The organism is Blautia sp. HCN-1074 (assembly GCF_037890165.1).
Classification (GTDB): domain Bacteria; phylum Bacillota; class Clostridia; order Lachnospirales; family Lachnospiraceae; genus Blautia_A.
The window spans coordinates 73470-96733 of sequence record NZ_JBBKBP010000003.1 but is presented as its reverse complement, the minus strand read 5'-3'; the positions used below and the strand labels follow the sequence as shown (position 1 = coordinate 96733).

General features: G+C 41.4%; 21 protein-coding genes. 18 read left to right on the top strand and 3 right to left on the bottom strand.

Annotated features, from left to right (window positions below; all coding sequences use genetic code 11):
• Nucleotides 1-121 precede the first annotated feature (121 nt).
• Complete coding sequence (mgrA, locus tag WKT11_RS04325; RefSeq protein ID WP_117674405.1) at nucleotides 122-1117, top strand: L-glyceraldehyde 3-phosphate reductase; 996 nt, start codon at nucleotides 122-124, stop codon at nucleotides 1115-1117.
• A gap of 116 nt (nucleotides 1118-1233) precedes the next feature.
• A complete protein-coding gene (locus WKT11_RS04320; RefSeq protein ID WP_340282809.1) occupies nucleotides 1234-3456 on the top strand; it encodes an alpha-galactosidase in 2223 nt (740 codons plus the stop codon).
• A gap of 39 nt (nucleotides 3457-3495) precedes the next feature.
• On the opposite strand, the gene WKT11_RS04315 is transcribed toward WKT11_RS04320, so the two are convergent.
• Complete coding sequence (locus WKT11_RS04315) at nucleotides 3496-4386, bottom strand: AraC family transcriptional regulator (RefSeq protein ID WP_117674407.1); 891 nt, start codon at nucleotides 4384-4386, stop codon at nucleotides 3496-3498.
• A gap of 242 nt (nucleotides 4387-4628) precedes the next feature.
• Here WKT11_RS04315 and WKT11_RS04310 point away from each other — a divergent pair, with 242 nt between their 5' ends.
• From WKT11_RS04310 to WKT11_RS04285, 6 genes are all read left to right on the top strand, one after another.
• Nucleotides 4629-5894, top strand: coding sequence for an ABC transporter substrate-binding protein (locus tag WKT11_RS04310; RefSeq protein WP_445291928.1), 1266 nt, complete (start codon nucleotides 4629-4631; stop codon nucleotides 5892-5894).
• A gap of 165 nt (nucleotides 5895-6059) precedes the next feature.
• Nucleotides 6060-6953 (top strand): carbohydrate ABC transporter permease, encoded by an 894-nt coding sequence (locus WKT11_RS04305; RefSeq protein WP_055199751.1) that lies wholly within the window; start codon nucleotides 6060-6062, stop codon nucleotides 6951-6953.
• Between the two features lie 12 nt (nucleotides 6954-6965).
• On the top strand, nucleotides 6966-7790 hold the full coding sequence (locus WKT11_RS04300; protein WP_055199750.1) for a carbohydrate ABC transporter permease: 825 nt from the start codon (nucleotides 6966-6968) through the stop codon (nucleotides 7788-7790).
• Between the two features lie 208 nt (nucleotides 7791-7998).
• The gene (locus WKT11_RS04295) at nucleotides 7999-8664 is read left to right on the top strand and encodes a YesL family protein (protein WP_118516553.1); all 666 of its coding nucleotides are present in this window, start codon (nucleotides 7999-8001) and stop codon (nucleotides 8662-8664) included.
• Nucleotides 8665-8733: 69 nt separating this feature from the next.
• Complete coding sequence (locus tag WKT11_RS04290; protein ID WP_118410656.1) at nucleotides 8734-10935, top strand: alpha-galactosidase; 2202 nt, start codon at nucleotides 8734-8736, stop codon at nucleotides 10933-10935.
• A 3-nt stretch (nucleotides 10936-10938) separates the two neighbouring features.
• On the top strand, nucleotides 10939-11358 hold the full coding sequence (locus WKT11_RS04285; RefSeq protein ID WP_340282962.1) for a hypothetical protein: 420 nt from the start codon (nucleotides 10939-10941) through the stop codon (nucleotides 11356-11358).
• Nucleotides 11359-11452: 94 nt separating this feature from the next.
• Here the strand turns inward: WKT11_RS04285 and WKT11_RS04280 are convergent, their stop codons facing one another.
• Nucleotides 11453-12070: a DUF1836 domain-containing protein gene (locus WKT11_RS04280; RefSeq protein WP_118410655.1), complete on the bottom strand. Its 618-nt coding sequence runs from the start codon at nucleotides 12068-12070 to the stop codon at nucleotides 11453-11455.
• Between the two features lie 543 nt (nucleotides 12071-12613).
• On the opposite strand from WKT11_RS04280, the gene pcrA reads away from it, so the two are divergent.
• Both pcrA and codB read left to right on the top strand, forming a co-directional pair.
• Nucleotides 12614-14848, top strand: a complete 2235-nt coding sequence (gene pcrA, locus WKT11_RS04275; RefSeq protein WP_118410654.1) for a DNA helicase PcrA — start codon at nucleotides 12614-12616, stop codon at nucleotides 14846-14848.
• 16 nt (nucleotides 14849-14864) lie between these two features.
• A complete protein-coding gene (gene codB / locus WKT11_RS04270) occupies nucleotides 14865-16097 on the top strand; it encodes a cytosine permease (RefSeq protein ID WP_117674414.1) in 1233 nt (410 codons plus the stop codon).
• A 212-nt stretch (nucleotides 16098-16309) separates the two neighbouring features.
• Here the strand turns inward: codB and WKT11_RS04265 are convergent, their stop codons facing one another.
• Nucleotides 16310-16993: a YjjG family noncanonical pyrimidine nucleotidase gene (locus WKT11_RS04265; RefSeq protein ID WP_117674415.1), complete on the bottom strand. Its 684-nt coding sequence runs from the start codon at nucleotides 16991-16993 to the stop codon at nucleotides 16310-16312.
• 339 nt (nucleotides 16994-17332) lie between these two features.
• On the opposite strand from WKT11_RS04265, the gene WKT11_RS04260 reads away from it, so the two are divergent.
• From WKT11_RS04260 to WKT11_RS04225, 8 genes are all read left to right on the top strand, one after another.
• Entirely contained in the window at nucleotides 17333-17554 is a 222-nt protein-coding gene (locus tag WKT11_RS04260; protein ID WP_117674416.1) for a hypothetical protein, read from the top strand.
• A gap of 177 nt (nucleotides 17555-17731) precedes the next feature.
• Nucleotides 17732-19099 (top strand): 23S rRNA (uracil(1939)-C(5))-methyltransferase RlmD, encoded by a 1368-nt coding sequence (gene rlmD, locus WKT11_RS04255; RefSeq protein WP_178761129.1) that lies wholly within the window; start codon nucleotides 17732-17734, stop codon nucleotides 19097-19099.
• Nucleotides 19100-19385: 286 nt separating this feature from the next.
• On the top strand, nucleotides 19386-19853 hold the full coding sequence (locus WKT11_RS04250; protein WP_340282791.1) for a DUF6075 family protein: 468 nt from the start codon (nucleotides 19386-19388) through the stop codon (nucleotides 19851-19853).
• Nucleotides 19840-20004 (top strand): hypothetical protein, encoded by a 165-nt coding sequence (locus WKT11_RS04245; RefSeq protein WP_182448590.1) that lies wholly within the window; start codon nucleotides 19840-19842, stop codon nucleotides 20002-20004. The genes WKT11_RS04250 and WKT11_RS04245 overlap by 14 nt, the downstream gene beginning before the upstream one ends.
• 15 nt (nucleotides 20005-20019) lie before the next feature.
• On the top strand, nucleotides 20020-20796 hold the full coding sequence (locus tag WKT11_RS04240) for a ParA family protein (protein WP_004612804.1): 777 nt from the start codon (nucleotides 20020-20022) through the stop codon (nucleotides 20794-20796).
• Nucleotides 20789-21694, top strand: coding sequence for a ParB/RepB/Spo0J family partition protein (locus tag WKT11_RS04235; RefSeq protein ID WP_295293036.1), 906 nt, complete (start codon nucleotides 20789-20791; stop codon nucleotides 21692-21694). Before WKT11_RS04240 ends, WKT11_RS04235 begins: the two co-directional genes overlap by 8 nt.
• A complete protein-coding gene (locus tag WKT11_RS04230; RefSeq protein ID WP_340282782.1) occupies nucleotides 21675-22850 on the top strand; it encodes a DUF6017 domain-containing protein in 1176 nt (391 codons plus the stop codon). The genes WKT11_RS04235 and WKT11_RS04230 overlap by 20 nt, the downstream gene beginning before the upstream one ends.
• A 6-nt stretch (nucleotides 22851-22856) precedes the next feature.
• On the top strand, nucleotides 22857-23195 hold the full coding sequence (locus tag WKT11_RS04225; RefSeq protein WP_096241083.1) for a DUF6050 family protein: 339 nt from the start codon (nucleotides 22857-22859) through the stop codon (nucleotides 23193-23195).
• Nucleotides 23196-23264: the final 69 nt, after the last annotated feature.

The following is a 23264-nucleotide window of genomic DNA, read 5'->3' as shown; positions in this document are numbered from 1 at the left end:
ATTGTTGTGTAAATAACTGTGTTAATTGCGTAGACGAGCGAGTGGTACAGTTATTTCGATAGAGAATGATAACAATAATATTCGGATTCGAAATACTGTACGAAAAGGGAGGAATTATCTTATGCATCAGGCAGAGGAAAAACGTTATGAAGCTATGAAATACCACCGCTGTGGTGCCAGTGGGCTGATGCTGCCGGAGTTATCTCTGGGTTTATGGCATAATTTTGGAGATACCGGTGTTTATGAGAATATGAAGCAGATGTGCTTCACAGCATTTGATAATGGAATTACACATTTTGACCTTGCAAACAACTATGGTCCACAGCCTGGAAGTGCGGAGGCAAATTTTGGAAAAATCCTGAGAGAGGAATTTTCTGCATACAGAGATGAGCTGATCGTCAGCACAAAGGCCGGTTACGACATGTGGCCGGGACCTTATGGAAACTGGGGAAGCCGTAAGTATCTGATCGCCAGTCTTGACCAGAGCCTGAAACGTCTTGGCCTGGATTATGTAGATATCTTCTATCATCATAGAATGGATCCGGAGACTCCTCTTGAGGAGACCATGGAGACTCTAGCACAGATCGTCAGAAGCGGAAAAGCATTGTATGTTGGAATTTCCAACTATGATGGTGAGACAATGAAACGCGCCGCAGATATTCTGGAGGAATTGCACTGTCCGTTTATCATTAATCAGAATTCATATAATATTTTTAACAGAACGATTGAGAAAAATGGTCTGAAACAGGCAGCAGCAGAAAAGAAAAAGGGAATTATTTCTTTTAGCCCTCTGGCGCAGGGAATGCTCACAGACCGTTATTTGAATGGAATTCCAAAGGACAGCCGCGTCAACACAGACGGGCGTTTTCTCCATGCAGACCAGTTCAGTGAGGAACGTCTTAACAGTATTCGCAGTCTGAATGCAATTGCAGTAGAAAGAGGCGAAAGCCTTGCTCAGATGGCACTGAAATGGATTCTCCGCGATGGAATTGTAACCAGTGTGCTTATAGGAGCATCCCGTCCACAGCAGATTCTTGAGAATCTGAAGGTGCTGGACAGCGCATCCTTCAGTGAAGAGGAATTGAAAAAAATTGACGAAAATTCATTGGCATTATAATAAATATCCGCTTGACAGAGTATTTGCTTAAATGATATGAAATAGTAATATAATCTGAATTGCATTATTTTCTGGAATTATCAGTGAATAACCAAAGATGCGGAAAGGGGATAGTTATGAGTATTATTTTTCATGAAAGTTCAAAGACATTCCATTTATACAACAATGAAATCAGTTATATTATGTGTGTGCTTCCAAATGGACATATTGGAAATCTCTATTTTGGGAAAAGAATTCATGACAGAGAAGATTTTTCATATCTTCTTGAGATGAAGCAGCGACCAATGACAGCCTGTGTTTATGAGGGAAACCGCAAATTTTCGCTGGAGCATCTGAAACTGGAATATCCGGTGTATGGAAGCTCTGATTACCGTTATCCGGCAGTGGAAATCCTTCAGGAAAACGGCAGCAGAATCTCGGAATTTACTTATGTCAGTCACACGGTTACAGATGGAAAGCCAAAGCTTTCAGGACTTCCGGCTACTTATACAGAGAATGACGAAGAAGCCCAGACCTTATGTATAAAACTGAAAGATGAAGTAACAGGAATTGTACTGGAATTGCTTTATACTATTTTTGCACAGGGGGGAATTATTACCAGAAGTGTCAGATTCATCAATGAAGGAACAGCCCCTGTACATCTGTTAAATGCAATGAGCCTTAGTCTTGATCTGCCGGACAAGGATTATGTGTGGATGCAGTTTTCAGGTGCATGGTCCAGGGAACGTCATGTGAAAGAGCGCAGATTAGAGCAGGGAATCCAGTCTGTAGGAAGCATCAGAGGAAATTCTTCCCATGAACATAATCCCTTTATTGTGCTCCGACGTCCGTCAGCAACAGAAAATGCAGGAGAAGTGATGGGATTCAGTCTGATCTACAGTGGAAATCACAGAATGCAGGCAGAGGTGGATACTCATGATACAACCCGCATCACTGCAGGGATCAATCCGCAGAACTTTGACTGGAAGCTGGACTGTGGTGAGAGCTTTCAGACTCCGGAAGCAGTAGTAGTGTTTTCTGATAAGGGTCTGAATGGAATGAGCCAGACCTTCCATAAATTATATCAGAAGAGACTGGCAAGAGGTTACTGGAGAGACCGTCCAAGACCAATCCTTAACAATAACTGGGAAGCTACTTATTTTGATTTTACAGAGGACCGTCTGGTGGAAATCGCAGCAAAGGCAAAGGAATGTGGCGTTGAATTATTTGTGCTGGATGACGGATGGTTCGGTGCGCGAAGCAACGATTATGCAGGGCTTGGGGACTGGGTGGCAAACAGAGAGCGTCTTCCGCAGGGAATCAAGGGAATCGCAGACAGGATTGAAGAGATGGGTATGAAATTTGGTCTGTGGTTTGAGCCGGAGATGGTGAACAAGGATTCAGATCTTTATCGTGCACATCCGGACTGGATTCTGCAGACACCCCAGAGGCATTCCTGCCATGGCAGAAACCAGTATGTGCTGGACTTCTCCAGAAAAGAAGTGGTGGACTGCATTTATGAGATGATGTATAAAATTCTCTCAGAAGCAAAGGTTTCCTACATTAAATGGGATATGAACAGAAGTATTACGGAATGTTGTTCAGCTGCACTTCCAGCAGACCGTCAGGGAGAAGTATTTCACAGATATATTCTCGGAGTTTATGATCTGTATGAGCGGTTAAATACTGCATTTCCGCAGATCCTCTTTGAGTCCTGCGCAAGCGGCGGCGGGCGTTTTGACCCGGGAATCCTTTATTATGCGCCACAGGGATGGACAAGCGATGATACAGATGCGGCAGAGCGTGTGAAAATCCAGTATGGCACAAGTATGTGTTATCCGGTAAGTTCCATGGGAAGTCATGTATCTGTAGTACCAAACCATCAGTTAAACCGCAAAACTCCGTTACATACAAGAGCAAATGTAGCTTATTTTGGAACTTTCGGATATGAGCTGGATCTGAATAAACTGTCTGATGAGGAAATCAGTGAAGTAAAACAGCAGATCACTTTTATGAAAGAATACAGAGAACTGATTCAGTTTGGAACTTTTTACAGACTGAAGAGTCCTTTTGAGGGCAATGAAACTGTGTGGATGACCGTCAGCGAGGACAAAAAAACAGCGCTGGTGTTCTGGTACAGGGAAAGAAATGTAGTAAACGCAGATTTTACCAGAGTACGGCTTCAGGGACTGGATCCGGATTTTATCTACAGAAATGAGTATAATGGAACAGAAAACTACGGGGATGAGCTGATGAATCTGGGACTGCTTACCACAGATTGTACAGCAGGTGAACCCACAAGTGAAGATGAACCATGCACAGACTATGAATCCAGGATTTATGTTTTAACTGCAAAGTAAAAAGTGAAAAGCAGGCAAATGATCTGATCATTTGCCTGCTTATTGTTTTTCGTCATATTTATCGATGGTTTCTTTAAGCGTCTTATAGTTTTTGGGACTCATTCCGAATTTCTTTTTAAAAGCCTTGGAAAAAACCAACTGGTCTTCATATCCTACAGAATTGGAAACCTCTTTTATAGACAAACTGGTACTGACCAGAAGACTGGCTGCTTTATGCATCTTATAATCAATCAGGAAGGTCTGTGCCGATATTCCAAGTTCTTTCTGGAAAGCACTGTTCAGATAGGCGCGGCTGATTCCGATATTATCTGCAATATCAGAAATCCCGATTCCCTTTTGATACATATCTTTAATATATTCAATGGCAAGTTCCGCGTAAACACTGGTGCTGTAGGCATATTTGGCATTTTTTCTGCTTTGGGCAGACTGCTTTTCATGAAAGTCGACAAGCTCGGCTAACAGCAGGATCAGATAAGCCTGACGCTTCAGATCATTGGCTTTGGAAAGCTGCTTATGATCCAGCATATAATCAATGTGCTTCAGAATTATTTTCTGATTCGGTGCAGGAAGCACTAATTGATTTTTGGAAAATCCACATTCTCTTACCATTGAGTGAGCACGGATTCCACGAAAACCGATCCAGGCATAAGTCCAGGGATGGGTTTCATCAGCTCCGTATGTGATTGGTTCATTTGGATAAATTACAAACATCTGTCCGGGAGTAAGGCTCCAGGTCTGACCTCCGGCAGAATAAAATCCGGTACCGTCCAGTACAAAATGGATGATAAACTCGTCTCTTGGCATGGAACAGATATGTCCGGGTGGGCAGTGCTCTTTGCCCGTATGGATCAGACTGATATCAAGGGAACCCTCTTTCAGATTTTCAAGACAGCGAAAAGTAGCGCTGTCAGTATATTTTACATTTGGCATTTGCACCATTCCTTTTTTATTTTCTTTGACTGGGGATATTATTGATATAAAGACATATGGATTCATATCCTGTAAATACGCACAAATTCAAGTCGTTGTTGACATTTTACCATATATTCAGCGTTTTTTCCATAACGATTATGACATAAATTCATTTCATTAGTCCATTTAAAAAAATAGACAAAAACGTATAATAAGAATCACAAGGAACACGTCGAAACGACGAATAAAGGAGGATGTATATGAGAAAAAACATGAAAAAACTCACAGTCGCAACAGTGATCGGTGCTATGACAGTTACAGCACTTGCACCGGTAAGTGCACAGGCGAAAGACAAAACTCTGACAGTTGCAATCTGGGATAACGGACAGAAAGCCGGACTTCAGGAGATCATGGATGAGTTTACAAAAGAGACAGGAATTAAAACTGAACTTCAGGTAGTAGAGTGGAGCAGCTACTGGACACTTCTTGAAGCAGGTGCATCAGGCGGAGATATGCCGGACGTATTCTGGATGCATTCCAACGAAGCAGTAAGATATATGTCCAATGATATCTTACTTGATCTGACAGACAAGGTTGCAGACAGCGATAAACTGGAAATGGACAAATTCCCGGAAGATATCAAAGAAATGTATCAGTGGGACGGAAAAACATACGCAGTACCGAAGGATATCGACACAATCGCTATGTGGTATAACAAAGATATGTTTGATGAAGCAGGAATCGACTATCCGGACGGAAGCTGGACATGGGATGAATTCTATGATATCGCAGAGAAACTTACAAAAGAAGACGGAAACCAGTATGGTTTCGCAGCAAACCCGTCTAACGAGCAGGATACATGGATGAATATTATCTACTCCATGGGCGGATGTGTACTGACAGATGATAACAAATCCGGTTTTGATGATCCTAATACTATCAAGGCAATGGAATTCGTTGACAAATGCGTTAAAAATGTAATGCCTCCTGCATCTACAATGTCCGAAACAGGTACAGACGTACTCTTCGGATCTGGTAAAGTAGCTATGATCTCTCAGGGATCCTGGATGGTATCTGGTTTCAAAGACAACGATTATATCAAAGAACACTGTGATGTAGCAAGACTTCCGAAAGACGCTGAGACAGGCAGAAGCGTATCTCTTTACAATGGTCTTGGATGGGCTGCTTCTGCAAACACAGATATGCCGGACGAAGCTTTCCAGCTTATTGAGTGGTTCGGTACAAAAGACATGCAGCAGAAACAGGCTGACCTTGGTGTAACAATGGCAGCTTACGAAGGAATGTCCGATGGATGGGTTAACAGTGTTGACTGCTTCAACTTACAGCCATACATGGATGCAATGGATGACATCGTATTCAGACCACACACAAATGCAACACTTGCATGGTGGAACCCAATGTGTGAAGAACTGAAGAAACCATGGAATGATGAGGAAAGCATGGATGATGCATGCAAGAACATCGTTACTATTATGAATGATGCCATTGCAGAAGAGTCCTATTAATTAATGTTTAACAAAACCATTCATAAAAAATAAGAAACAGAAAAGCTGCCGCAGAAAAGATTCCGATCATGTGATAACCGCAGAAGTCACAACAGGTATGCAGATATGCGGCAGTTTTCCATTCAAATCAGCAACAAAATTTTATGATAAGAAGGAGTGAGAGCCGTGGCAAATCCAAAAAAAGGTACCAGTCAGGCGCGGAATGAATTCATCTGGGGATGGGCGTTCATTCTTCCTACAATGCTTGGTCTGATCATCTTAAATATCTATCCGATTTTTAAGACCATTTATGAGAGCTTTTTCAAGACCGGAGATTTCGGTAAGGGAAATATCTTCATTGGTTTTGACAACTATGTAAAGCTGTTCCACGATGCGGAAGTCTGGCAGGCATTATTAAATACATTTAAATATGCCATTGTGGAAGTTCCGTTTTCCATTGCTATCGCACTTGTACTGGCAGTTTTATTAAACCGTAAAATGAAAGGCCGTGCTGTTTACAGAACTATTTTCTTCCTGCCTATGGTTGCTGCTCCGGCTGCGATCGCCATGGTATGGAGATGGCTGTTTAACTCAGAGTTTGGTCTTCTCAATCATATTTTCCATACAAAGATCAACTGGATCTCTGATCCGAAGATTGCAGTCTATGCGATCGCAGTGATTGGTGTATGGTCCATCATTGGTTACAATATGGTTCTTTTCCTGTCCGGTTTGCAGGAAATCCCAAGAGATTATTATGAAGCAGCAAGCATTGACGGAGCAACTGGTGTGAAACAGTTCTTCCATATTACAATCCCGCTGCTTTCGCCGACCATCTTCTTTGTAATGGTTACCCGTGTCATCGGCGCCATGCAGGTATTCGATCTGATCTTTATGGTTATGGACAGAAACAATCCTGCACTTTACAAAACACAGTCACTTGTTTATCTGTTCTACCAGAATTCCTTTGTACAGAATAACAAAGGCTATGGTTCAACAATCGTCGTACTTCTTCTGGTTGTGATTATGATCATGACAGTATTCCAGAACATTGCGCAGAAGAAGTGGGTTCACTATAATTAAGGAGGGATAATTATGTCAGCAAGAGATAAAGCAAACAGAGTTCTGATCCATGTTATCCTGATACTGGTATCTATTACCATGTTGGTTCCTTTCTTATGGATGATCCTGACAGCTTTCAAAACCATGACAGAGGCAACTTCTGTCAACCCGTTCGTAATCCTCCCGTCTACATGGAGATGGGACAGCTTTAAAGAAGTTATTGAAAATATGGATTTCTTACATCTGTATATCAATACATTGCTTCTGATCCTGGGCCGTGTTGTATGCGCAGTTCTGACAGCAACACTGGCAGGCTATGCATTTGGACGTCTGAACTTCAGGGGGAAAAATCTGATGTTCTCTCTGGTTCTTTTCCAGATGATGGTTCCTGGACAGATCTTCATTATCCCACAGTACTTAATGGTAAGTAAAATGGGAATGCTCAATACCATTTTTGCCCTGGTATTTCCCGGTATTGTTACTGCATTTGGTACATTCCTCCTCAAACAGGCTTATATGGGACTTCCAAAAGATCTGGAAGAGGCTGCACGTCTTGATGGATGTAACATCGGTCAGACCTTCCTGTTCATCATGGCTCCTCTGACACGTTCTTCCATGGTGGCACTGGGAATCTTCACAGCAGTATTTGCATACAAAGACCTGATGTGGCCTCTGATCTGTAACAAGGATGTAATGCCTCTGTCAGCAGCACTTGCAAAAATGCAGGGACAGTACACCAACAATTATCCGCAGCTGATGGCGGCATCTCTGCTTGCATGTATCCCGATGATCGTACTGTATCTGATTTTCCAGAAACAGTTCATCGAAGGTATTGCAACATCCGGCGGTAAGCTGTAATAAATAATCAATGTTAAGTATTAAGTAAAAATTCAGGTGCTCAGACAGATTTCTCCTTTGACCTGAGCAGTACAGGCAGGCTTTGTTATAAAATTAGAACGGGTATAACAGGGCTTGCCTGAAACTGGATTTGATAAAGTTCAGAGAAAGTAAACTGAAATATAAAACAAAAGAAGATAAATGACAGGAAAGGAAGAGGTAGATAGAAATGAAACCAGGAAGTCTCTTTGACAGAATATTCGGATTTTTAGGTCAATTAATCGCATTAAATTTGCTGTGGATCGTGTGCTCTCTTCCGATTATCACAGCAGGGGCATCCACCACTGCATTATTTTACTGTACATTGAAACTCCATAAAGATGGAGATATCAGAGTACTTCATGATTTTTTTAATAGTTTTAAGCAGAATTTCAGGCAGTCCACACTGATCTGGATTCTGATGGCTGCAGCAGGAATATTTATTTATATGGAAAAAGAGGCTCTGGCAACAATGCCGGGATCCATGTCACAGATTTTTAATTATGTGATCTTTGCGGTCTATATTCCTCTGGTGGCAGTTGCACTGTATGTATTTCCAACAGTTGCAGCATTTGAAAATAAAACAGTGACTTTGATCACAAACGCATTTTATTTTGCGGTTAAACATATAGGCTATGCATTAGCTGTGGCAGTGATTACAATCCTGCCAATGACAATGACACTTGTAGATGCAAAACTTTTCCCGGTATATCTGCTGATCTGGCTGATGTTTGGATTCTCTCTGACTGCCTATGCAGACTCCTGGTTTATGTGGAAACTGTTCAAACCCTACTTCAAAGAGGAGGAAGAGGAACATCACTATGTGGACACAGAACCTGATCAGTATGCGTTTTAAAAAAATAGATAGACATCTATAAAGAACATCTATAAAATAGAAAGAACAAAGAAATGAGAGGTACAGAGTATGGAATGGATTAAATATCACGAGGCAGAAAAAGTATTCGACCTGAGAACAGAGCACAGCACTTATCAGATGCAGGTAAGAGAGTATGATACTCTGGTTCATCTGTATTATGGAAGTCCGGTAGGCGATGCGCTGATTACAGACAGGATCGTATGTGTGGACAGAGGATTTTCAGGAAATCCTTATGAAGCAGAAAAGGACAAAACATTTTCATTAGATACCCTGCCACAGGAATATACTGCATATGGAAATGGTGATTATCGTATCAATGGCCTGGAGACAGAGCAGGCAGACGGCAGTGATACTGCAAATCTGAAATTTGAGTCCTATGAGATCACAAAAGGAAAGTACAGCCTGAAAGGGCTTCCTGCAATGTTTGCAAAGGAAGATGAGGCAGAGACTTTGGAAATTGTTCTGACAGACCGTGCCAGCGGACTGAAAGCACATCTTCTCTATGGTGTATTTCCCCATCTTGATGTGATCACCAGAGCGGTACGCCTGGAAAATACAGGTACAGCACCGGTTACAGTAAAAAAAGCAATGTCTATGGAAATGGACTATGAATACAGAGAACTGGATGTAGTCCACTTCTATGGCAGACATAATGTGGAGCGACAGATGGAGAGAACTCATCTTGGCCATGGCAACTGGTCTGTGGGAAGTATCCGCGGCACCTCCAGCCATCATCACAATCCATTTGTGATCCTCTGTGACAGAAATACAGAGGAAACTTATGGAAACTGCTATGGATATGCACTTGCATACAGTGGAAACTTCTTATTTGAAACAGAGGTGGACCAGGTAGGACACACCCGTGTGGCAATGGGAATTCATCCTTATCATTTCTCCTGGACACTGGAACAGGGGGAGAGTTTTGAGACACCGGAAGTGATCATGGCATACTCAGCAGAAGGCTTCGGAAAACTTTCCAGAATCTATCATGATGCATACAGAAGCAATCTGATCCGCAGTAAGTATACAGAGCAGCCAAGACCGATCCTGGTAAATAACTGGGAAGCAACTTATTTTGATTTTGACGCAGATAAGATTTACCACATTGCAGAAGAGGCAAAAAATATCGGACTGGATATGTTTGTCCTGGATGACGGATGGTTTGGAAAGAGAGATAATGACTGGTGCGCACTTGGTGACTGGGAAGTAAATGAAGAGAAGATTAAAGGTGGACTTCCTGCACTTGCAGAGAAAATCCATGGTCTTGGCCTTAAATTTGGTCTCTGGGTAGAGCCGGAGATGATTTCCGAGGACAGTGATCTCTACAGAGAACATCCGGACTGGGCACTGAAGATTCCGGGACGTGCCATGAATCGAAGCAGATATCAGTTAAATCTGGATATCACCAGAAAAGAAGTACGTGAACACATTATGAACCAGATCTTTAAGGTTCTGGATGCATGCAAGGCTGATTATGTGAAATGGGATATGAACCGAAGTGTAGATAACGTGTTCTCAGCAGCTCTTCCAAAGGAACGTCAGGGAGAGGTTTACCACAGATATGTGTTGGCTGTCTATGAAATGATGGAAAGCCTGGTACAGAGATATCCGGATCTTCTGTTTGAGTCCTGCTCAGGCGGAGGCGGAAGATTTGAGGCGGGAATGCTTTACTACTCTCCACAGATCTGGTGCAGTGATAATACAGATGCCATTGACAGACTGAAAATCCAGTATGGAACTTCCTTCGGATACCCGATCAGCACCATGGGTGCTCATGTCAGTGTATGCCCGAATCATCAGTCCGGAAGAACTACTCCATTTGAGACAAGAGGGATTGTTGCATCTGCCGGTACATTTGGCTATGAACTTGATCTGATGAAGATGTCCGAGGAAGATAAGAAAATCGCGAAAGAACAGATTCTGAAGTATAAAGAAATGGAGCATCTGGTACAGTCAGGAGACTACTATCGTCTGGTGAACCCATTTGAAAACAACAACCATGTACTCTGGCAGTTCGTATCAAAAGATAAGAAAGAAACAGTGGTGTGCGGAGTAAGACTTCACAGTGAAGCAAATCCTTATATTTATCTTTTCTACCCACAGGGACTGGATGCGGATATGAAATACGAAGACACAGCAACAGGAAAAGTATACACAGGCGCAGCCCTTATGAAAGCCGGTCTGCCTCTGCCATTGACAACAGGCGATTACCAGCCGATTAAATTTACATTTAAGGCAGTGGAGAAATAAGAAATATCATTTAATAGAGATAAAATATCTTGTGTTGTTGAAATAAGCTTTGATGCAGAGCCGGTATTTGTTCATGCAAATCCACAGGTAAGAGCAGACAATGCAAAAGCAGCAGTTGTAAAGGGACCTTTGGTATATTGTATGGAGGAAATAGATAATGGGGAGAATCTTTCTTCTATTATGGTTAATGTAAATCAGAATATTGAAGAAACATATGATAATGAACTTTTGGAAGGATGCAGTGTGCTTCATATAACTGGCAAAAAAATTTCTGATAAAGGTTGGGATGAAGAAACATTGTATCAGAACAGGAAAATAGAATTGGAAGATATCAAGTTAACATTGGTTCCATATTGTTATTGGGGAAATCGCAAGAATGGAGAAATGCTTGTGTGGATGAAGGAACTATTTCAGGTGGAATAACCATAAAAAATAATATAAGAATCAAAGGAGACGGCAAAATATGCAGTCTCCTTTTGAGTATATAGAACAGTTGAATTCACCATTGTAAGTTGATTTATTTCTTCTTTTTATCTTTTTGTTCAGGTGTTGGGTTCATTCCGTCTATCAGGTGCTCGATCATCATCTTTTTTACATAAACATCGAAGCTCAGCAGGCAGATAAAGGAAAATCTCTTAAGGTTATCCTGATCTTCTTCGTCTGCATCAGAGAATGTATCCTGGGCGGATTTGTATTTACGCAGCAGATCTTTCTTCAGAGATTCAATCTGCTCTTTTTCCATGCTGAAAACTTCATTATAAATATAAGTCATATCTTTCTCAGTCATGGACTTGAAATATTTCTGCGCGATCGGTGTGAGCAGAGTCTGAATATCATTGATCGATAAAATATTCTTGAAATAATAAATAAAAATCAGCATCAGGATATGCTCGCGGGAATAACGTTTCTTCTCCGGTGGAGGGAGGAGTTTATTCTTAGCGTAATTGTTGATCATGGTTTTGGTAAGGATCTTATCATCTTCGTAACGCTTGGTGGAGGCAAGCTGTTCTTCCATAAAGGTTGTCACCTGATCCATGTATAATTCGATATTTGGAATATCTTCCAGTTTAATATAATCAATTCTGGACACACTTGCCAGAATACTGTTTATCATATCTTTTTCATCAATTGTCATCTTTTAATCACCTCTGTTCCTTATTATATAGTTTTAAATACTACTTGTAAATGTTTTTTTTACTCAATAGTTAAAATTAATTATTACCGGGTTACTGTTCACACACCACTATCCCGCGAGGTGTTTTGGCATAAATATGCCAAAATCCCGAGACATACAAGCCAAAATTCCATTGCCGCAGGCAATCTGGAATGAATTTTGGCTACGTTACTGAGAACGGAGTGAACAGTAACGTTACCGGACATGGAGTAAGTAGTAATACATAATTTTGTGGAATATACTTCTGATTTTCCAGAATATGGAACAGACAATGACAATTGGAAAATTATATAGAAATTTCTAATCGTAAATAGTTGTAGCTACTTTGGTTTTTGTGTATAATTGTGAAGATATTGGGCTGATGCGAGTAAAAAGAATTGCTGTCTACCGATAGCAGGCGAATATAATGCGCAGAAAGACCATGATGAGGAACAGAGCAAATAGTAACTCGGCGAGTATGCTCTACGATAATTGTCCTGGAGTATACGGGAGATAGGAGAGAAAATGAGTGACATTTACAGTACATTAAATCCCCAGCAGCAGGAAGCGGTCTACCATACAGAGGGACCGCTGCTGATCCTGGCGGGAGCGGGTTCGGGAAAGACGAGGGTGCTTACCCACCGCATTGCATACCTGATAGATGAAAAGGGCGTAAATCCCTGGAATATCCTGGCTATCACTTTTACAAACAAAGCAGCCAGTGAAATGAGAGAGCGTGTAGATAAGATCGTGGGATTCGGCTCAGAGAGTATCTGGGTATCTACCTTCCATTCTACCTGCGTGCGTATCCTGCGCAGACATATTGACAGGCTTGGATTTGATAACAGGTTTGCCATTTACGACACCGAAGATCAGAAGACTCTGATGAAAGAAATCTGCAGAAAGCTGAATATCGACACCAAGATATATAAGGAACGTTCCCTTCTGGCACAGATTTCCCATGCGAAAGATGAGCTGATCACACCGGATGAAATGGAACTGAATGCAGGCAGTGATTTTAATAAGAAGAAAGTGGCAGCAGTATATAGGGAATATCAGGCATCACTGCGGAAAAATAATGCGCTGGATTTCGATGATCTGATCGTAAAGACCGTAGAACTTTTCCAGAATTGCGGAGATGTTCTTGAGAATTATCAGGAACGTTTCAAATACATCATGGTGGATGAGTATCAGGATACCAATACCGCACAGTTTAAATTTGTAAGTCTGCTGGCTTCCAAATATGAGAATCTCTGCGTAGTCGGTGACGATGACCAGTCTATCTATAAGTTCCGTGGGGCAAACATTGGAAATATTCTTGGATTTGAGCACGTTTTCCCGGATGCAAAAGTGATTCGTCTGGAGCAGAATTACCGTTCTACCAAGAATATCCTGAGTGCGGCCAATGAAGTGATTGCAAATAATGCCTCACGTAAATCGAAGACACTCTGGACAGAGAATCCGGAAGGTGATCTGATTCATTTCCGCCAGTTTATGAATGGCTATGAAGAGGCAGAGTATGTGGTAGGTGAGATTTCCAGAGCACACAGAGAAAATGGTGCGAAGTACAAGGATTGTGCGGTTCTTTACAGAACGAATGCCCAGTCCCGACTTTTTGAAGAGAAATGCCTGCTTGCGAATATCCCGTATAAGATCGTAGGTGGCGTAAACTTCTATGCACGTAAGGAAATCAAAGATCTTTTGTGCTACTTAAAGACAATCGATAATTCCAGGGATGATCTGGCAGTGCGCCGTATCATCAATGTGCCGAAACGAGGAATCGGGGCTACGACTCTGGGAAGGATTCAGGATTATGCAGACCAGATGAGTGTCAGCTTTTATGATGCCCTGCGTGTGGCAGAAGAGGTTCCGTCTATTGGCAGAAGCCTTTCAAAGATTGACGGTTTTGTAACCTTTATTCAGGGGCTGAAGAGCAAGGCAGAATCTTATACCGTCCGTGAAATTCTGGAGGAGGTTATCCGTCTTACCGGATATGTCACAGAATTGGAAGCGGAAGGGACGGAGGAAGCAGATGCAAGAATCGAGAACATTGATGAGCTGATTTCTAAGACAGAGTCCTATCAGGAAGCTATGGAAGAGCAGGGACAGCCGGCAACCCTGTCAGGATTTCTGGAGGAGATTGCGCTGATTGCGGATATCGACAGTGTTGACCCGGATCAGGATTATGTGCTTCTTATGACCTTACATAGCGCCAAGGGTCTGGAATTTCCGAGAGTATTTCTGGTTGGAATGGAGGATGGAATTTTCCCGTCTTATATGTCAATTGTGTCGGATGATAAATCTGACCTTGAGGAAGAACGCCGCCTCTGTTATGTGGGAATTACAAGAGCCATGGAAGATCTGACACTGACTTCCGCGAGACAGCGAATGATCCGCGGAGATGTGCAGTACAATAAAGTTTCCAGATTTGTCCGTGAAATTCCGCGCGAGCTTGTTGATTTGGGACAGGAAGCGCAGGAAAAGAAGAAAATTGTTGCAGATATGATCGCAGCAGACAGCAGCCTTGCGAAAATGAAAATGACGATGGCAGCTAAGCCTTTCAAACCGAGAGAATTTAAAGTGACGAAAGCGGCATCTCTGGATTATGAAGTGGGAGATACGGTGCGCCACATCAAATTTGGAGTGGGAATTGTCAAAGATATTGTGGATGGCGGCAGAGATTACGAGGTCACTGTTGATTTTGATAAGGTCGGTGTTAAGAAAATGTTTGCAGGATTTGCGAAGTTGAAGAAATTGTAAGGAAAAGGAAAACATTATGAGTAAAAACACAAAAGATGTAGTAGAAGACAAGGATTATTCCCTTGAACGTGTACCTGTAACTGCCAGAAAAGGTTTCTGGCCGATGTTTTTTATCATGCTTGGCTTTACGTTCTTTTCAGCAAGTATGAGTGTTGGTGCAAAACTGGGAATCGGATTGAACTTGCAGGGATTTATATGGGCGGTTCTGATTGGAAGTATTGTTCTGGGGGCTTATACAGGGGTGCTTGGTTATATCGGAAGCCACACCGGTATGTCACTGGACCTACTTGCCCAGCATTCTTTCGGTAAAAAAGGTTCTTACCTGCCGTCAGCATTGATCAGCTTTACACAGATCGGATGGTTTGGTGTAGGTGCTGCTATGTTTGCTATTCCGGCAGCAGAGGTGCTTCATGTATCACCGGTCGTACTTGTGGTGATCGCGGGTGCGTGTATGACACTTTCTGCGTATCGTGGAATTGAAGGATTACAGATTGTAAGTTATATTTCTGTACCATTGATTGCAGTGCTTGGAATTTATTCCATGTGTCTTGCAATCAGTCAGGGCGGCGGTCTTGCAGCTGTATTTGCGAAGAGCCAGGGAACGCTGACTATCGCTGGCGGAGCCGGACTTGTTATCGGTTCCTTTGTCAGCGGCGGAACTGCAACACCGAACTTCACCCGTTATGCAAAGACAAATAAGATTGCGATTGTTACAACGGTTATCGCATTCTTCCTTGGAAATGCCCTGATGTTCGCATTTGGTGCGACAGGCGGTGCTTTTACAGGAAAAGACGATATCTTCTATGTTATGATTGCACAGGGACTGACCGTTCCGGCACTGATTGCACTGGGAGCAAACATCTGGACAACAAATGACAATGCGCTCTACACTTCCGGACTTGGACTTTCCAATATCACAAAAGTCCGCAAGAAGCCCATGGTAGTGATCGCAGGTATCATTGGTACTGTACTTTCTATCTGGCTTTACAATAACTTCGTAGGCTGGCTGAATTTCCTGAACGCAGCCCTGCCGCCGGTAGGTGCGCTGATCTCCCTTGATTTCTTCCTGCATAAATCTGATTATGAATCAGGTGAAGAAGCAAAGAAAGAAGTGAAATGGGGTTCTGTTATCGGCGTGATCTGCGGAGCACTGGCAGGAAACCTTATCCCTGGTGGAATTGCTTCTATCAATGCGATGATCGTGGCGGTGATCTGCTACTTTGTAGTGGGAGCAATTGCAAAAGACTGAGAAGAAAATTGATAAAATTCTATTGCAACAGGAAAACGGAGCTGCTTTGCAGCGGAGCAATTCGTAGATATCAAGTTAGGGGCAAAATGCCTTTTGACCCTAACATCAGAACATATAGTTAAAAAAAGAAGCATGTGAAAGAAATAATATTGTCTTTCGACATGCTTCTTTTGACTTCATAAACTTTGTAAATTGAAACGCAAAAAAGTTGTTTATATCTCTGAAAGAAGTTGTGGCAGTTTAGGAAGACTGTCAAATTCATAATCCGGAATGATCTTATCAGCCTTACTGTGATTCGGGTTGAACCAGATCGTGCGGATTTCGGCATTGAGTCCGCCCTGAATATCGGATGTCAGACTGTCTCCGATGATCACAGCTGTTTCTTTGTGAAAATCTGGTATTTTGGAGAAGCAGCAGTCAAAGTATTCAATGCTTGGTTTGTTATAACCGAGTTCTTCCGAAATGAAAATATCCTCGAAGTATCGGGAGATATTGGCGCTTTTGAGGCGGCCTTTCTGGACGCTGAGAGTTCCGTTTGTTACAAGATACATGCGGTATTTTCCATAAAGAGTTTCCAGAAGTTCTTCTGCACCGTCCATAAAATAATGACCATGGGCGAGCAGGAATTCATAGATTTTGGCGGCTTCTTCGGCAGGGGCATCAATGTTTTGCTCTGAGAAAAGAAGCTGGAATCTACGAAGCTTTACCTGTTCTCTGGAAATCTTTCCTTGTTCCAGTAATTTCCACTGGGCGAGATTTAACTCGCTGTAACGTTTCAAAATAGAAGGGGCAGGAGTAATTTGAAAATTCTCCAGTGTTTTTGAAACGGCGATACGTTCTGCTTGATTAAAATCAAGCAGGGTATTATCAAGATCAAATAAGAGCGTTTCTATCATGAGATTTGTACCTTTCTTAGTGTATTTTTTATCGTAATCTGTATTTTATACATATTATATAACGGTATCAAGTCGAAAAGTTGTTCGTGCCTGCGCGATAACAATGATACTGTTAACTACGTTTTCAGAAACGATAAATCTTTTGCATTTGATATCATTATAATGAAACAATTCTTAAAAGTATATCAGAAACCCAAATTTAATTGAGATATTTATGGTAAAATCAGATAGAAAGTGGTATAATAATCACATTAAACAGCAGACGGCAAAAGTGTTAACAGCTATTCTATTTTAACGATAGCGTCTCGTCTGGCAGATTATTGAGAGGATGGTGCGGTTATGAATATTAAAATTGAAGAATTATTAGCAGCATTAAACAAAAAAGAAGAAGAGAAAGAAAAAAATACAGTCCTCTGGGTACTGGCGATCATTGGCGCAGTTGCAGCAGTAGCAGGTATCGCATTTGCTGTATATCACTTCTTTGCTCCAGATTATCTGGAGGATTTTGAAGAGGATTTTGACGACGACTTCGATGATTATTTCGAAGACGAAGAAGAATAATTATCGCGAGAGAATGAAAATGAGAATGGCTCCGGCTTATACCGGGGCTATTTTTATGAAAGCAATTAAGAGAAGAAGGTTTGCTATTGTTCATGGAATGGACAGTAATAAATTTTAAATAAATCTTATAGATGTTATCAGATTTATAGAGATATATGAGTAAACATAGGAGGATATATGAAGAAAGGTGAAATTTACGAGGGCGTAATTGAGAAGGTAGATTTTCCAAATAAGGGAATCGTAATGGTAGGTGACCAGAAAGTAACTGTGAAGAATGGTATGCCTGGTCAGAGGGTACGCTTTATGATCAATAAGAAACGTTCCGGACGTGCGGAAGGACGACTTCTGGAAGTGCTGGAGAAATCTTCGCTTGAGACAAGAGAACCGGTCTGCAACATTTTTCCAGAGTGTGGTGGATGCATGTACCAGACAATGTCCTATGAAAATCAGCTTGAAATGAAAGAGCGACAGGTGCGGGAATTATTGGATGGGGCGTTAAACGGTACAGAGTACCAGTGGGAAGGAATCCATGGAAGTCCGATTGAATTTGCATACCGTAACAAGATGGAGTTTTCCTTTGGGGATGCATATAAGGACGGTCCACTGACACTGGGACTGCACAAAAAAGGAAGCACCTATGATGTACTTACTGCAAATGACTGCAAACTGGTGCACGAAGATATGACAAAAATCCTGACTTGCGTTCATGAATATTTCCTGAAACGAAATGTTTCTTATTATAAAAAAATGCAGCATACCGGATATCTGCGTCATTTACTCCTGCGCCGTGGCGTAACGACAGGGGAGATTCTGGTACATGTGATCACGACCAGTCAGGAAGAACATAATCTGGAATCGCTGAAAGAGGAACTTCTTGCACTTCCGCTGGAAGGCAAGATTGTCGGGATTATGCACATTATCAATGATTCTCTGTCTGATGTGGTACAGAGTGACGAGACACGTATCCTTTACGGACAGGATTTCTTCTATGAAACTCTGTTGGGACTGCGCTTTAAGATCAGTACATTTTCCTTCTTCCAGCCCAATTCGCTGGCTGCGGAAGTCCTGTATTCAGTAGTCCGTCAGTATATCGGAGACACGAAAGACAAAGTAGTTTTTGACCTTTACAGTGGAACCGGAACGATCGCCCAGCTTGCAGCATCTGTGGCAGACGAGGTGATTGGTGTGGAAATCGTAGAAGAGGCGGTAGAAGCTGCGAAAGAGAATGCGGCATTAAATAATCTTGGTAACTGTAAATTTATAGCAGGAGATGTCCTGAAAGTTCTGGATGACCTTACGGATAAACCAGACGTGATTATCCTCGATCCACCAAGAGACGGCATCCATCCAAAGGCATTGCCGAAGATTCTTTCTTACGGAGTGGATCACATTGTTTATATTTCTTGCAAAGCCACAAGTCTTGCAAGAGATTTACCGGCATTTCTGGCGGCAGGATATAAGGTTGAGAAGGCCTGCTGTGTGGATCAATTCTGCCAGACCGTCCATGTGGAGACTGTGGTGTTGCTACAAAGGAAAAATATGTAGAAATCCTTGAATTTACGCACTTTGTGGAGTTTTTCAGTTTCAGAAAAATAGGTGAAAATCACAAAGAAAAGAGCCTTGTGAAGAAAGTAACCGTTGTTGTTGCGTTAGACCTCGGGACGGGGAACACAAAGAATCTTGAATATGAAAATGAATAGAGAGCTATCAGATCATTGATAGATTATAGGGATACTTGTTAAAAGCGGGTGTCCCTATTTTTTATAGGGCATTCCAGAAATGGAGTGTCTTTTTTATACCAAAATATTAAAAATTCAGGAGGAGAATGAAAGTGACAAACACAGCGTTAAGAGCAGAGAATAGCAATTCTCGCACAATTACTTTCAAGAGCAGGGAACACGAAAAATTTTATGAGGAATATCTGAAAAAATGCAGATATCAGGATGTTTACCATCGGGCTTTGGTTTATTGCCTGGGTATCGACAGGGACACAAGAAATAATGTGAATAAAATCTATAATTTTAAAACTGGATGTGTAAAAACGGAATGCCTGCAGGAAGGGTGGCAGACCAGTGGAAGTTTACGAATTGTCCGTATGGCATTTAACCTGTATTGTAATGGAACACCAAGTGTCGGAGATTACGAAGCAGAAGAAGATCAGTTGAAAGAATGTCAGTGTTATACCGTAAAGGATCTGTTTTGCTGTGGATATGCCCGGTATTTCTGGGAAGCCATTAAAATCCGTTATCCAGAGTATTGCTTTTACAAAGACTGGGAGGATATATATGCTGAAAATTAGATTACAGGGTACTTTGAGGGACATTCAATGGTTTCGCCGTATTTTGGAAAAGCATAAGGAACTGGATGTCCTGGAAATATCTGATGCTTACGCAAATAAAGGAACAAGTAAATATTTTCGTGTTTATGTAGAAGTAGAAGAAAAACAGTAAATCGGAGGAAAGTATATGTGTAAAGTAATTGCTATTGCAAATCAGAAGGGCGGAGTAGCCAAAACAACGACAACCATCAATCTGGGAGCCGGATTGACAAAGAATGGGAAAAAAGTAGTGCTGGTAGATGCAGATCCACAGGGGCATCTGACAATGGGACTGGGATTTCCCAAAAATCTCAAAGTGACTTTAAAGAGTATGATGGAAAATATCATCATGGGACTGGAGTTTGATCCAAAGGAAGCAGTCTTGCACCATGAAGAAGGGATGGATCTGATTCCGTCCAATAAATTGCTTGCCGGAATGGATATGTCCTTATTTACTGTTGAGGATAGGGAAAAAGTACTGAAAGAGTATCTGGAACTGCTGAAGGATGAATATGATTATATTCTGATTGACTGTATGCCATCCCTGGGAATGCTGACAATCAATGCGTTGAGTGCAGCGGACAGTGTATTGATTCCGGTACAGCCACAATATTATGCGGCAGATGGACTTATGGAACTATTGAAAGTGGTAAAAGGAATCCACCAGAGGTTTAATCCGGAATTGCAGATAGAAGGCATTTTGTTCACAATGGATAATTGCCGTTACAACAATGCAAAGAGAAATAAGCAGGCAATCATAAGCACATATGGAGATGATATTAAGATTTTTGAGCAGACGATTCCAAGAACGGAAAGCCTTGCAGAAACAGCATCTGAAGGTGTAAGCATATTTGCTTATGATGGAAAAAGCAAAGGGGCAGACAGTTACAGGGAACTGGTTCAGGAGGTGTTGAAACATGCGTAGACCGAAAAAAGAGATTCAGCTTACCTCTTATGATGAGTTACTGGGATTAGAAGAATCACCGGAAAAGAGTATGAACCAGGTTGTGGAAATAGAACTGGAAAAGCTCTATCCTTTCAAAAATCATCCATTTCATGTAAGCGATGATGAAAAAATGGCTGAGACAGTAGAGAGTATTAAAAACTACGGTGTTTTAAATCCTGCTCTGGTAAGACCCCGATCAGAAGGTGGATATGAACTGATTTCAGGTCACAGGAGAAAAAGAGGCTGTGAACTGTGTGGCAAAACAACTATGCCGGTCCTTGTCCGAAACTATACAGATGATGAAGCTGTCATAATTATGGTCGATTCCAACATTCAGCGTGAAAATATTCTGCCAAGTGAAAAGGCCCATGCCTATAAGATGAAATATGATGCTATGAAGCACCAGGGAAGTAAAGGTGAAAAATATACGGCAGATATGGTTGGTGAAACAGCCGGGGACAGTGGAAGAACTGTGCAGAGATATATCCGTCTGGCTTCATTACCAGATGGATTATTGGAATATGTGGACGATAATAAAATCCCTATGATAGTGGGAGAAAAATTGTCTTATCTGAAACCACAGGAACAGGAATGGCTTCTGGAAGGAATTGTCAACAGTAATATCTTTCCGACAAAACAACAGGCAGAACAATTAAAGGAATGCAGTGCAAATGGAAAATTAAATCAGGGTTATATCTATGCCGTTTTATTGAAAAAAGAAAACAGTAAAATCAATGTAACCATTCCGGCAAAAAAAATCGGCAATTATTTTCCAGAGACATATTCTAAAGAACAGATAGAAGAAGTTATTTTTATGCTTTTGGATAAATGGAAACAAAACAGAGAAGGAGTAGCAGATGCAGAAGATACAGTTTGATTATTTTACGGGAATGGAAGCGGAACAATATAGCTTTTATCGTGTCCCGAAAGTGCTGTTTACAGAACCATGCTTTAAAGCTCTTTCTTGTGAAGCAAAGGTATTATACGGTCTGATGCTGGACCGTATGAGCCTGAGCATTAAGAACCGATGGCTGGATTCAGAGGACAGAGTATATATTATTTTCACGGTGGAAGAAATTGCAGAGCTGATGAACTGTGGAACCCAAAAGGCAGTGAAGCTGGTAAAAGAGCTGGACAGTAATAATGGGATTGGACTGATTGAAAAGAAACGTCTGGGACTGGGAAAGCCTAATGTTATTTATGTGAAAAATTTTATGCTCAGAGAAGTGCCAGACCAAAAGCCGATGGATAGCTGTGCAGATTTGCAATCAGAGCAGAAAAATTATAGAAAATGTGCAGATCTGCAATCTGAGCAGGGAAACTATGAAGAATGTGCAAATCTGCAATCAGAAGCTGAGAATAGGGAAAAAACAGGCACTTTTCTGAATTGTGAAAATCATCATTCAGGAGTAGTGAAATCCACAATTCAGGATTGTGTGGAATCACAATTACAGAATGGTGAAAATCACAATTCAGGAATGATGAAAACCACAAATCAAGAATTTCCAGAATCACAATTCCAAAATTGTGAAAATCATCATTCAAGAATAGTGGAAATCACAAAACCAGAATATCCGAAATCACAATCTAATAATACTGATATTAACAAGACTGATATTAGTGAAACTGAGATAAATCAATCCTATCCAATCATATCAGGCAATCTGAAAAAGAAAAGAGATGTGATGGAGGAGATGCGGGCATATCGTGAAGTGATTCATGAAAACATAGATTATCAATATCATGCCAAAGAAGATGTGGATGAACTGGTAGAACTGATGATTGAAGTTATGATGATGCCGGAGGACAGTATGATTCGGATCGCAGGGACAGAAAAGCCAGTTGCTTTGGTGAAAAGCAGGTTTATGAAGCTGAATTATTCACATATCGAATATGTGCTGTTTTGTCTGAACCGAAATACGACCAAGGTTGGAAACATTAAAGCATATCTTTTGACTGCCTTGTATAATGCCCCGGCAACGATAAACAGCTATTATCAGGCAGAGGTTAATCACAATATGTATGGAGGATAAAGGAACATGAGAAATATGATAAAAAAAGTTATTGTTCCAGCACTGGTGATTGTTGTATTGTTTGCAGTGTTGAGACCGCTTTGTATCCAGGATGGGAAGTGCAATTATTTATTGCTGTTGCTACTGATGGGGATACCATTCGGAATCGGAAAAATGTGTGTCTGGATGGTTCCAAGAGGGTTTGACCTTGGAGGAACACTGGCAGTATGGACAATGAATTTTCTGATCGGAGGATTGATAGGAAGTGTCGTTCTTCTGGCAATGGTTGGACAGGCAATCATTTATCTTAGTGTTTTCTTGCTCACAGTTATTACAGGAATACATAAAATACCGAGAATAAAATGAAATAGATCTTTTGAAAAGCAGCTAAGACAAAATTAGCTGCTTTTTTTCTGGAAACTTTGCGACACAATG